The following is a 12,058-nucleotide window of genomic DNA, read 5'->3' on the forward strand; positions in this document are numbered from 1 at the left end:
GCCGTCAACTGACCCTTGCCCACCCCGCCGCACATCTTCCCAGCCCTCGTCGATATGTCCGCGCCGGACACACGTTCTGGGGGCACTGGGGAGCAGGCGTGCTCCCCGGACGCCTCTGAGCGACGGGAAGACGGCATGAGTGCAGCCGTGCAGGGCCTGCGGATGACGACGCTGCGATTGTCACAGGAAGCCGACGAGCCGGCCGAGGCGACGGCGCCCAGGGGGGACGAAGCCCTCCTCGCGCGGCGCGCCCTGGCGGGGGATCGGGCGGCCTGGGACGCGCTGGTTGCACGCCATCACCGGCGGGTCGTGGTATCGCTGCTCGCACGTGGCGTCCGGGTGGACCGGGCGCAAGAGCTGGCCCAGGAGACCTGGGCACGGCTCATCCAGCAACAGCAGCGCGGGCTGCTGACGGAGCTGCGCCTGCCCAACCTCGCCCTCACCCAGGCGGCCTTCCTGGCCGCGGACGACGCACGACGGACCCGTCGCGAGTCCATTGCCGGGGCGGTGGATGAGCTGCCGGAGCGTCACCACCCGGTGGACCCTTCGGTGTCCGCGGAGCGGCGCCTGCTGTCCGAGGAGCAGCTCTCCCGCGCCCATGCCGCGCTGGCGCAGGTGTCCCCCAGCGCACGAAACGTCTTCCTCCTGGCCTGTGACGGCCAGGAACTCCCCCATGCTGAAGTCGCCTCGCGCGTTGGCCTGTCGGTCCAGCGCGTGCGGCAAATCCTGTGCGAGGTCCGCAAGAAGCTGCGCACCGCGCTCGAGGAGGAAACCCATGCTTAAGCCCCACCTCACCCGCGACTCCGCGGAGCAATACATCCTGGGGGCGCTGGCACCGGAGAAGGCCGCGAGCCTCGAGGCGCACACGCTGGAATGTGCGCCGTGCGCTCGCCTGCTCCAGGAAGAAGCCCTGCTGTCGGAGCAGCTCCACGAAGTCGCCAGCACCCATGCGCCCGCCGTCCACGTCATCCGCCCGGCCCGCTGGGACACTCGACGTCTCACGACGGGCCTGGCCGGTGCCGCACTGGCCGCGGCGGCGGCATGGGCCTTCGTCGTGCTGCCCGGCGGACGGCAACCGCCCGCACCTCCCAGCACATTGGCCCTTCACGTCGAGCCGCCCTCGGTGGGCTTGGAGACGGAGGTCGCCGAGCCGCAGGCCATCGTCGTGGCGTGCCCGGACCTGGCCACGCAGGCGTCGTGCACCCAGGCGGCCGAGGAGCGTGGGCTGCTCGTCCAATATCCCTGGGGCACGGGTGAAGTCCCGCGCTACGAGGCCCGCACCGGCCTCCCCGAGGGTGCGCTGAGCGCGCGCCGCCCCGTATCGCTGTGAGGATTCCCGTCATGGACTTCCGGAAGAAACTCGCCGCCCTGCTGCTCGCGCTGGCCTCCACCGAGGCGGGTGCGCAGCCGTCGGAAGGCGCCCAGAAGCTGCCAGTCGGCTGGTATGTGACGGAGAGCGCCCCCAAGCGCTACGAGGCCGGCGTGGACAGCCGCGCCACGTGCGAAGGCAACCGCAGCGCCTCCCTCCGCTCGCTGTCCCCGGACGAGAATGGCTACGGCACCTTCATGCAGGCCTTCGGCGCGCACGACTTCCGGGGCAAGCGGCTGCGCTTCTCCGGCGCGCTGCGCATCAAGGACGTGGAGGGCTGGGCGGGCCTGTGGATGCGCGTGGAAGGGCCTGACCCGAAGCAGCCCCTGGCCTTCGACAACATGCAGTCGCGCGCGCTGGTGGGCACCGCGGGCTGCAAGCGCTACGACGTGGTGCTGGACGTCCCGAAGGAAGCCACCACCATCATGGCCGGCCTCATCATCAGCGGCACGGGCCAGGCCTGGCTGGACGGCGTTCGCTTCGAGGTCGTCGACGCGTCCGTGCCAGTGACGGACCTGCTGGGCTCGCGGCCGGTGGTGGCCGCGGCCAGTCCCTCGGGCCTGGAGGACGACACGCCCGCGCCGGTGGCGAAGAACGACCCACTGCCCCTGGGCCGCGTGGGCGACGTCTGGTTCAACCATGGCCGCGTCGCCGCGGACAAGCCGTACACCCGGCGCAAGGACGGCGTCTGGGTGAGCATCCTCGGCGAAGAGGTCTACGAGCACGGCATCGCGGTGACGGGCACCCTGGGGCAGCGCGCGCTCGACCTGAAGCTGAAGGCCGGTGGACGGCGCACCCTCGTCGAGGGGACGTGGGGTGAGGAGCCCGTCAACATCCAGCTCACGCCAGAGAGGCTCACCATGCGCTGGGGCCGCCACACGCGCGAGCTGGCGAGGCACCTGGACCCGCAGGTGGACACCACGTGCAACCGCTACCAGCGCACCGAAGGCCCCCGGGTAGTGGACCAACTGGACGTCTGCGGCGCGGCGCTGGGCACCCGTCCGCCCAGCGCGCAGCTCGTGATGGCCCTTCTGGCGAATGGCTTCAGCCCCACGTTGCCGGCGGGGAGCCTTCCCATTCCGCAGCCCCCCGTGCGCAGCCGTCAGGCGCTCGACACGGAGCGGACCGCGGTTCCCATGTCGCCCTGAGCGCGGAGGGCCCATGCGCATGGGCCCCGGCGTGGGACAAAGGACCTCCCGTCAGAAGGCGAAGTCGCGCTCCAGGGTTTCGCTCCCCGCATGCACGGACAGGTGAGCAGAGCGCGCGCCGGTGGATGACGCGGACGTCAAGTCAAAGGCAATGCCCTCCGGCCCATGGGCCGGCTTGAGCGAGGGACGGCCGGGACTCAGGAACACCGCCGCCGTCACCGTCCGTCCAGACAGGGGCTGCACCAGCAGGCGCACGCGCTGACGCTCACGCACCAGCACCACGCGAAAGTCGCGGCGCTCATCCAGCACCTCGCGCTGCTCCGGCAGGCGGGCGGCGTGAGCGCGGTGGGAGACAGGCGCGCGGGAGGTGCGCGCGGAGCGGGCCACCGTCCCGTCCTCGTCCAGGTCCAGCGCCTCCTCGATGGCCGCCTCGCCTTCGTCCAGCGCCAACACGGCCTGGGCACACTCACCACAGCGCGCCGTGTGCGCATCCAGCCGGGTCCGCTCGTCCTCGGACAGCAGCCCCATGTCGAGGCGCCAGAGGTCGTCCGCGGTGAGGTGCCGGCGGGGGGGCATGTCCACAGGGGCGGCATCCGCCATGTCCGCGCGGCACGCGTCGCATTCCTGAAGGTGGGCCGTCAGCGTCTGGGGATTGGCCGTCCAGGTGGCGACCAGGTCGTCGCAGCCGGCGCGCGCGGAGAACCACCACGCGGCGTCCTGCTCGGCGAGTTCGAGGAGGTCGCGCTCCTGCCGGCGCTGCGGATTGAGTGGGATGAACCAACGCGCTCGGGGACGGAGTGCTGAGTCCAGGCCCTGGAGCGCGGCGAGAAAGCGGTCTCGAAGCTGCGCGGACTCGCCGTCGAGAGCGCCGTGAAAGCCCTCCCAGACGGCCAGGGCATGTGCGGCGGAGGCGGCCCGGTCCCGGGCGGAAAGTCCCTCCAGCGCGGAGGTCCGCCACATGTCCGCCTCTTCACCGCCGTCGAGCGCCACCTCGACGGCTTCTTCCGCGGCCCTCAGCAGCACCGGCTGCAGCGACTGCGGTTTCTGCGACTTCAACCAGGCTTCCACCTGAGGTCGACCCAGGCCCCGCAGGGCGGCGTCCACACCTTCGGTCTCCAACCGGGAGCGCCGGCGCAGCAGGTCACCCGCCGCCTCGAGCACTTCACCGGGAGAAGCCGTGCCCGACAGGAGCTGCGCGCGGCGGGCGGAATAGCGGGACAGCGTATCTCCAACAATCATGGGTTCATTCCTCCTGGGTACCCCGGGTGTGGCGGGGAAGGAGGCGGCTCACGCTTCCTCCCCATGCGACTCGCGATGAAGGTCCAGCAGGTAGAGCTTGAGGTAGGCCTGGGCCCGGCTGACGCGCTTGTAGCTGTTCACCACGGTGATGTTCAGGCGCCGGGCACATTCTTCGTGATCCTCGACGTCTTCGTGGTGGTACAGGTCCCAAGCCGAGGCTTCCTTCGGGTGCTCCTGCTGGAGGCGGGCAAAGGCCGCCCAATACAGCTCCTGGGCTTCGGCGCGCTCTTCACGCCGCTTCCCGAGCTCGACGGCGCGAGCCACCTCGGAGGGTGGCTCTTCCATGGCGTCATCGGGGTCCGACGGAGGCGCCGCGAGCTCCTCGCGGTGCTTCCGGTAGAAGTCGATGGCCACGTGCTTGACGATGCGCAGGAAGAACGTCTTGGGAGACGCGCTCCGGCCGGGCATCTGCTCCGACACGCCGCGGAACTGGTCCAGACCCCGGTCGATGAACTTCCCGACCGCGTCCTGGAAGAGCTCGTCCGCGTCCGCTGGGGAACCACGGCCGTAGCTCGCCTGAATCTTGCTGATGACGTACCGCGAGGGCCGGGCCCACCGCTGCACCAACGCTCCGAGCGGGCCGCCAACGGGCTCGCCAGTCGCGCGGCGGCGGGCCACCTCCGCGAACAATTCATCATCCGTGAGCTGCTCGTACACCGGAAGGACCTGGGAGCTGCGCCGGGGAAGACGCCCCGGGATGTTGGGTTACGGGGATGTGGCGCGGCAAGGTACCACGTTGGCATCCGCAGGCAGCCTCCGAGACAAGCAGGGAGCGCCAACCCGGCGGAATCACCGGACAATTGGCACCCGCGAAGTCGGACGAAAGCCGCGGGGCGTTCCTGACGGAATTGATAGAGCGGCCGTTCGGAAATCGGCCCCGGAAAATCCCCCTGTCAGGAGCAGCGAGGGCCCGCGTCTTCGCCCCCATCGCTTTCGAGCGCCCAGCCGAAGCGGCCCTACAAGCCGTGGTTCGAATCCACACACATGCCCCACGGGCATGTGACGACGGATGGTCCGTCACTGATCTGGATAATCAGCCAACTGGCTTCTTCACTCGGGCGCTCAACCCTTCCCTTCTTGAGGATTCGCGTCATGTCCCGCCGCACCATCGTCATCGGAGACCTTCACGGCTGTTACGACGAAGCCGTGGAGCTGCTCGACAGGGTGGGCGCGACCTCCAGCGACCGCATCATCTTCGCGGGTGACCTGGTGGACCGCGGCCCCAAGCGCCGCGAGTGCGTGGAGCTGGCCATGCGGCACGAGGCCATCCTCGGCAACCACGAGGAGAAGCACCTCCAGCAGCGCCACCGGGCGGACGAGCGGCTGCTCCCCGACCACCTCGAGACACGCCGGGTGCTCGAACCCGGGCACTACGACTGGATGGCCCGGCTGCCTCACTACCTGCGGCTGCCGGAGCACAACGCCATCGTGGTGCATGCCGGAATGCTGCCGGACCTGCCCGTCGAGAAACAGGACCCGTACCACCTGCTCCATGCCCAGTGCATCCGGCCTCCGGCGGCCAAGAGCTACTGGCCGTCCAAGGCGCCTGAAGGCTGGAGCTTCTGGACGCACCACTGGAAGGGCCCGGAGCGGGTCATCTTCGGCCACACCGTCTTCGACGCGCCGCTCGTCACCGAGCACGCGGTGGGTATCGACACCGGGTGCGTCTACGGACGCTCCCTGACGGCGGTGGTGCTCCCAACCTGGGAGCTCGTCTCGGTGCCGGCCCGGAGCACGTACCGGGGCGGCAAGGCCGTGGCCCGGATTGCGGTCCACGGCGACGTGTCCGTCTTCTCGTAATCGATTTCGCGCCCGGCCGACGGGGTCCAACACGCCATACAGCTACGCGGGTTCGAATCCCGCCGGAGCCCTTCGGGGCTCCGTGGCTCAGCGGTCGAGCACTGGGACCTTTAATCCAGAAACCGGCCTCGTCACTCGGGCGCACCCTCTCCTCCCCCCATCCTCACTTCGCACGGGCCGCCTTCGCTGAAGCGCAAGGCACCCGTGCGTCCACGCGCGGTGCACTCCGCTCGCCTCGTCGCGAGGGGGCCGCCCCGCGCCTGACCCGCGGCACGTCCCAAGGGGACACCATGACGACCCAGACGCAGAACCCGAACGCGCTGCTGCCCGAGTCGCAGCGCGGTCCCGCCGAGCGGCTCCTGGACCTGGTGCTCGGAGGCTCCGCCCACCTGTGGCACAACCGGCCTGGCCTGGATGTGAATGGCACCTGGTACGCGGCGGCGCACGCCACGCCGTTCCAGCGTGAGAAGGGACGTCCGGTGAAGCCGGGCCTCTTCGTCCCCGCCGCGGTGAAGCTCTACCGGCAGCTCCTGGACATCTACCGACTCAACGCGGAGCTGATGGCCCACTTCGCGTCGTACGCGCTGACCCAGACGGACTGGCGCGACCTCAAGGTCGCGACGTGCGCGCTCATGCTCGTGCAGGAGCACGCGGGTCAGCCCGTGCGCGACGAACAGGGCGGCGTGGCCTTCCACGACGACGACTGGCGAGCGATTGGCGAGGCGATGGTGCTCCACTACGAGCGCAAGTCGACGCGCATGCTCACGCCCAAGGCGGTGCTGCGCGTGGCGGAGCTGCTGGAGCAGCCGGAGATAGCCCGACTCAACCGCGAGGCGGGCTTTGGTGACCCGGCGTCCCGGAAGGCGCCGCTGGGCCGCTGGAAGCGCGTGGCGTCGAAGTGGCTGGCGGCGCGTGAGGCCAACATGCCCATGCTCCAGGGGCTGGTGAAGGCGGGCTACAAGGAGACGCTGAAGAAGCTGGCGCGCAAGGCGGGCTACAAGCCGCGCGCGCAGGGCTTCTTCGAAGTGCTCGGCTGGAAGCAGAAGCAGTCCGCGCAGGGCCACCGCGAAGTGGGCCTGAACGGGCTGACGCTGGTCAAGCGCGAGCGCTTCGACGGCCTGTCGGAGGCGGAAATCTGCGAGTGGATCGACCTGGAGCGCCTCTCCTACAAGGAGGTCGTGGGCCGGCTGCCGAAGGACGTGGGCCTCACGCCGGCCATCATGGCGGCGCTGCTGCCCTCGCTGTCGGACAGGGACTTGCGGCTGATGACGCCCACGCTCGAAGAGCTGGGCCTGCTGACGGACCCGGCCATCCGCGCGCATTGGGAGAAGGCGGTGCACACGGCCACCGACCAGCGGGCGCTGAACATCGCGAAGAACGTCCGCAGCGAGGTGCTGCGGCGCAAGCTGGAGGAGGCCAGCGACAACGCGGCACGACAGGCGGTGGCGGAGGCGACGGCGGAAACCGACGTGCGGGTGATGTTCCTCATCGACAAGTCGGGCTCCATGGAGGGAGCCATCGAGAGCTCGAAGGAGGCGCTGTCGCGCATCCTCGCGGGCTTCCCGATGGACAAGCTGCACATCGCCGCGTTCGACACCCTGGGCACGGTGCTGCGTCCGAAGGCCGCCAGTCGCATCGCCGTCCAACACATGCTGGCGGGGCTGCGGGCGTCGGGTGGAACGACGCACGCATCCGCGCTGTACGCGCTGCACCGTGACGGCGTTCGCGTGCCGGAAGACGCGAAGCTGGTGGTCATCGTGGTGGGAGACGAGGCCGGAGAGGCAGGCGACCAGTTCGCCCGGGCATTCCGTGACCTCCGCATCCCGGTGTCGGCGATGGCCCTGCTGGTGTCGGTGGAACATGCGCGGGGCTCGACGGTCCGAACCTGCGCCGCGCAGCTGCGAGTGCCCTTCAGCGAGGTGAACGTGGACCAGTTCGAGGACCCGTACCAGGTCACCCGGGTGCTCAAGGCGCTGCTGGATGCGCCCACAGTGCCTGGAACCGCCCAGTCCGGCTGGGTGGAACGGGTGATGCGCACGCCGCTGCTGAAGGTGGCGTAAGGCCAATGCATTGAGGAAGGAGGAGGCGTCGTGGACTACCGGAAGTTCCTCGGGAAGGTGGAGTCGGTGGTGCTGCCGTATCTGGGCGGCGGCACCGTGGACTCCGCCTCGCGACGCCTCCGTGTCACCACCCCGGTCACCCCAGGGTGGTGGCGCTTCGAGGTGAAGGGACGAGACGCCACGCCGCGTGAACCCTCCGAGCCCGAGTGCATGGAGGCGCTGCCGCGCGTGCGGGGCCATGCCTGGGGACGCCGGCTGGTGCGCGAGTACGCCGTGGCGGAGCCCCTTGAGTTGATGCCGGAGGAGGAGCCGCCGCGCCTGGCGCCCGTGAGCGCGCGCCGCTGGTTTGACGGCTCCCTGCTCTTCGAAGGCGTGGACTTTGAAAGCGAAGCCGAGGGCGCGGCACGCCTCGCCCTGGAGCAACACCAACCCCTCGCCCACATTCGGGGCGTGAGTGCCCCCCTGCGGGCCGCGTTTGGCTACACCCTGCTGGAGCGTGTCTCGCGCGACGTGGACATCCGCTTCGCACCCGCCGAGGTCCGGGGTCAAATCCTCGCGGTGGCGGAGGGCGGCCGCGCTCCGGCGGAAGCTTGCCTGCGCCGGCTGTACGACGAACGTGAGGCCCAGGCGGCACGGACACGGCAGGAGCGGGAAGACGCCGAGCGACGAGCCCGGTCCGCGGAGCTGCTCGCGGAAGCCCAGCGGCGCATCGCCCGTCTGGAGACGCGGGGCGTCCACGGGCACGCGCGGGAGGATGGCATGCAGCGCGCCCAGCAGGCGCTGTTGAACGCGGGCGCGCGTCCACTGGACCTGCGGCGGCTGGCGGGCCAGCGGCTGGAGGTGACGTATGCCTTCATGGGAGAGCGCTTCGTCTCCATCGTCGCGGCGGACTCGCTCCAGGTCCTGGACGCGGGCATCTGCCTGGACGGTGCGGACGGTGATGTCACGCTGGAGAGCCTGCCGTCCGTCATCCGCGAGGCCATTGACGCGGATGTCCTGGTGGTGACCCGGCATGCCTGAGGAGACGGCCATGTCCACCCGAGAGGTCTGCCTGCTCATCGGCCACGGCGGCGAAGTGCTGTGGTGCGACGCGTCCGACAGCCCGAATCAACTGCCCGACTCACGCGCCCGCTGGGAGGCCATCTGGCGGCTGCGTGACGTCCTCGAAGAGGTGGCGCACAGCCACCCCGACGGTCCGCTCGGCTTCTCCGCCGAGGATGAGAGCACCATGGCCGCGCTCACCTCCGCGCTCGGCAAGCCCCTGCGCTTCTCCGTCGTGGCGCCCGAGGGCATGGTGGCGCGGCTGCGAGACAGGGACGTCCTGGTCGCGTCCGAGCCCTGGTGGGCGGAGGCGCTGCGCAGCGCCTCCGGCATCCGCCATACCCCCAGCGGCCTCGCTTGAGGCTTCAGACGGTGCGCGTCCAGAGGTCGCGGATGTCCGGCGGGAGCTGGCCCATGACGTCCTCGGACTCCCCTTCGGTTATCTGGTGGCGGACGGCATCCATCACCGCGCGCACCACCGGCTCCACCGCGGCGGGTTGAAGGCTCAGGTCCTCTCCGACCCGGCGCAGGAGGTGCTCGCGGTGGAACTTGGGAGGCAGCTCTTCCTCGTGCTTCTCACAGCGGTGCAGCAGCAGGGTCAGCTTGCGAGGAAGCTGGTCCTCCAGGTCGCTTGCCTCCTCACTGAGGATTCGTTGCTCCAGGGCGCAGAGGACGGACACCGCGGCCTTTTCGGCCACGGCGGGCGACATGCCGCCTCGCTCGCACAGGTGCTTGATGAAGGCCGCGTACGTCTGGCTCGTGCGTGACTCGTGCCGCAACCTCCTGCGGACCTCGATGGGCGTATCCCGGCGGCTGGTCTGACGCTCGCTGCCCTGCGGAGCGCCCTTTCCCTGCTCACGGTCATCGGGCATGGGCTGTCCTTCCTTCATGAAATGGCGTGTGCGCCTCACGGTGCCCACGCCATCCAGCAGGAGCACGACCCAGCGGCACGAAGGCCGTGCCTCCGCCTCCCCGCTCGCTACGCGGCCTTGCTGCGCACGTACGTCTCGAAGAGCTCCCCGAAGAAGAACCGTCCGAAGCGGGCGAGCGCGGCCAGCCGCTGCACCGTGCCCTGGGCATGGAGCACCCGCAGGGTGGAGAGCTGCACGGCGAAGTCCTTGGCGTTGAGCCGCAGGTAGCCCCGGGCGATGCAGGGCCCCGAGGCGTCCTCGCCACGGTAGATGGACACCAGGAGCCGCGTGGTGTCCACCCACAGGTCCGGACCCTCGTCGTCGTGGACGTCCTTGTAGCCGTCAACGAAGAAGCGCTCGCCGGACTCGGAGACCAGCGGGAGCTGATAGCGCATCCGCCGTCCGCCAGGACGAGCGCCCTCGTGGGTCATCAGGTGCAGCACGCCCTGCTCCACCGTCATCGGACGGGAGGACAGCACGGGCGCCACCACGCAGCCAGACAACTGCATGGGATGCAGCGGATGCGCGAGCGTCTCCTCCAGGTCCCGTGAGTCCACCGTGACGATGAAGCGGAAGGGTGACGTCTCCCTGCGCGCGGGGTCCCCGGCTCGCAGGAAGTCCTCGTCGGCGCCCGCGGAGATGTAGCCGTACATCGTCTCGGTGAACTGCACGGCCAGGGGCTGCGCGGGCCCAGGCCCCGGGGCCTCCGGCACCGGCGCGTAGTCCACGCTCCAGCCGTGCCGCCGGGCCATCAGCGCCACGGTGCGCTCGGCCACGGCGGAGATGGTGAGCAGCGGGTTGATGCCCAGCGGCCTCGGAATCACGGAGCCGTCGCTGACGTAGAGGCCCTCGTGGACCTCCGTGCCCTCGGCTCCCGCGAAGACGCGGCCCTCGTGGTCCACCACGCCTTCTTCCGCGCGCTCGCCCATGGCGCACCCACCCAGCGGATGGGTGCACAGCAGCTCGTGGCCGGTGAGCTTGTTCCAGAGCGGGTTGCGCACGAAGGTTCCGCCCAGCGCCTCCGTGGCGCGGCGCAGGCGTTCATCCACCCGCGTGAAGACAGCCTGCCGCCCTGCCTCCGGCCAGTGGACGCGGACCCGGTCGCCCGACAGGCGCAGCTCGCCCGCGCCGTCATCATGGGACATCACGAGGAACGTCTGCGTGTTGCGCATGGCCCCGTGGTACGGCCCGCGCACGGCACTGTCCGCGATGCGCGCCAGTTCCCCGACGCGGTCGATGACGCCCCGGTCCGTGTCCTGCCCGGCGATGGCTGACGCCGCGGCGAGCAGCGCCGTCACGGGACGCGCGAGCGCGGCGGGAATCGCGCCGTTCTCGATGATCATCCCGTCTTCCTGCCGCAGCGTGGCCCGGTCGTCGATGATGCCACTGATGGTGGGGCCCACGGGCTCGCGCCCCGCGGAGGGCGCCTCGCCCAGGCCCACGCCGTGGACAGGGATGTCCGTGTTGTAGCCAAAGGCCATCACGTCCCCGTTGTTGCTGAAACGCTGGCCCAGACGTCCAGAGAGGGGCAGCCCCAGCGCCTTCGAGCGAAGCAGGAGCTCCGCGGTGCCCATGGTCCCCGCCGCGAGGATGACGCGGTCAGCGGTCAACCACAGGTCTGGCGCATCGAAGCGCTCGCGGCCAGCGTTCATCGGCCGGTAGTACACGCGCCACCTGGCACCCTCGCGCGCCAGGTAGCGCACACCCACCTCGGTGAAGAGCTTCGCCCCGTGGCGGTGCGCGTCCGGCAGGTAGTTCATCAGCACGGAGTTCTTCGCGCCGAAGTTGCAGCCCGTCATGCAGTCACCGCACAACGTGCAAGCGCCCTGGCGCACCCCCGCGGCGTTGACGCCCTCCTCGAAGGTGACGGCCAGGGGCGGCCGGCGAAAGGTGCCGCCCAGCTTCTCCGCCGATTTCGCCAGCGCCGACAGCGTGGCCAGCGGCGGCGCGGACTCCGGATAGGGCAACGGCCGCAGCATGTGCTCGGCCCAGGCGAAGCCGTCCTCCAGCAAGCCGTCCACGTCGGCGCGGAACGCGTCCGGCCAACGCGCGTCCAGGAACACCCGAGGGTCCGGCCGCATGGCCACGTTGGCATTGATGAGCGACGTCCCACCCAGGCCGCAGCCCGTGACGACGGAGACGTCCCCGCCCCGGTGGAGCTCGAACAGGGCCGTCGGACTGCCCACGTCGGCGGCGGCCTCGGGGTCGAAGTGAACCTGGAACTCGGACATGAACTCGGCGTCCGTGCGCGGGTAGTCACCGGGCAGGAGCTCCCGGCCTCGCTCCAGGACACAGACCTGCTGGCCCGCGCGCGCCAACCGGCTCGCGGTGATGGCCCCGCCGTATCCCGAGCCCACCACCACCACGGCGTAATGCGACGCCAGCTCACTCCAAGGTGACGACAACCTCCGCATTGGCGCTCCCGATGAC

General features: G+C 70.3%; 11 protein-coding genes. 7 read left to right on the forward strand and 4 right to left on the reverse strand.

All coding sequences use genetic code 11. From position 1 onward, the window contains the following. Positions 1 to 147: 147 nt before the first annotated feature. The 3 genes from G4D87_RS23135 to G4D87_RS23145 are packed head-to-tail and all read left to right on the forward strand — an operon-like array spanning position 148 to position 2,517. Complete coding sequence (locus tag G4D87_RS23135) at positions 148 to 783, forward strand: sigma-70 family RNA polymerase sigma factor (RefSeq protein ID WP_176409170.1); 636 nt, start codon at positions 148 to 150, stop codon at positions 781 to 783. Further along, entirely contained in the window at positions 776 to 1,330 is a 555-nt protein-coding gene (locus tag G4D87_RS23140) for an anti-sigma factor (RefSeq protein ID WP_163784384.1), read from the forward strand. Before G4D87_RS23135 ends, G4D87_RS23140 begins: the two co-directional genes overlap by 8 nt. Before the next feature lie 11 nt (positions 1,331 to 1,341). After that, positions 1,342 to 2,517 (forward strand): AraC family transcriptional regulator, encoded by a 1,176-nt coding sequence (locus tag G4D87_RS23145; protein WP_163784385.1) that lies wholly within the window; start codon positions 1,342 to 1,344, stop codon positions 2,515 to 2,517. Between the two features lie 51 nt (positions 2,518 to 2,568). On the opposite strand, the gene G4D87_RS23150 is transcribed toward G4D87_RS23145, so the two are convergent. Both G4D87_RS23150 and G4D87_RS23155 read right to left on the reverse strand, forming a co-directional pair. Continuing rightward, positions 2,569 to 3,756, reverse strand: a complete 1,188-nt coding sequence (locus G4D87_RS23150) for a hypothetical protein (RefSeq protein ID WP_163784386.1) — start codon at positions 3,754 to 3,756, stop codon at positions 2,569 to 2,571. A 48-nt stretch (positions 3,757 to 3,804) separates the two neighbouring features. Then, complete coding sequence (locus G4D87_RS23155; protein ID WP_163784387.1) at positions 3,805 to 4,473, reverse strand: RNA polymerase sigma factor; 669 nt, start codon at positions 4,471 to 4,473, stop codon at positions 3,805 to 3,807. A gap of 435 nt (positions 4,474 to 4,908) precedes the next feature. On the opposite strand from G4D87_RS23155, the gene G4D87_RS23160 reads away from it, so the two are divergent. The 4 genes from G4D87_RS23160 to G4D87_RS23175 all read left to right on the forward strand — a co-directional run bounded on the left by G4D87_RS23160 (position 4,909) and on the right by G4D87_RS23175 (position 9,078). Beyond that, the gene (locus tag G4D87_RS23160) at positions 4,909 to 5,616 is read left to right on the forward strand and encodes a metallophosphoesterase (protein ID WP_163784388.1); all 708 of its coding nucleotides are present in this window, start codon (positions 4,909 to 4,911) and stop codon (positions 5,614 to 5,616) included. 290 nt (positions 5,617 to 5,906) lie between these two features. Continuing rightward, the gene (locus tag G4D87_RS23165) at positions 5,907 to 7,676 is read left to right on the forward strand and encodes a vWA domain-containing protein (protein ID WP_163784389.1); all 1,770 of its coding nucleotides are present in this window, start codon (positions 5,907 to 5,909) and stop codon (positions 7,674 to 7,676) included. A gap of 30 nt (positions 7,677 to 7,706) precedes the next feature. Continuing rightward, positions 7,707 to 8,696, forward strand: coding sequence for a hypothetical protein (locus G4D87_RS23170; protein WP_163784390.1), 990 nt, complete (start codon positions 7,707 to 7,709; stop codon positions 8,694 to 8,696). Between the two features lie 10 nt (positions 8,697 to 8,706). After that, positions 8,707 to 9,078 (forward strand): MPN domain-containing protein, encoded by a 372-nt coding sequence (locus tag G4D87_RS23175; RefSeq protein WP_240358512.1) that lies wholly within the window; start codon positions 8,707 to 8,709, stop codon positions 9,076 to 9,078. A 4-nt stretch (positions 9,079 to 9,082) separates the two neighbouring features. Here G4D87_RS23175 and G4D87_RS23180 read toward each other — a convergent pair whose 3' ends face one another. Then, entirely contained in the window at positions 9,083 to 9,589 is a 507-nt protein-coding gene (locus G4D87_RS23180; RefSeq protein ID WP_176409129.1) for a DUF2267 domain-containing protein, read from the reverse strand. Between the two features lie 107 nt (positions 9,590 to 9,696). Beyond that, positions 9,697 to 12,058 (reverse strand): GMC oxidoreductase (locus G4D87_RS23185; RefSeq protein WP_240358513.1); only part of this gene is annotated, 2,362 nt, incomplete at its 5' end.

The sequence above is a fragment of the Myxococcus vastator genome (assembly GCF_010894475.1).
GTDB lineage: Bacteria > Myxococcota > Myxococcia > Myxococcales > Myxococcaceae > Myxococcus > Myxococcus vastator.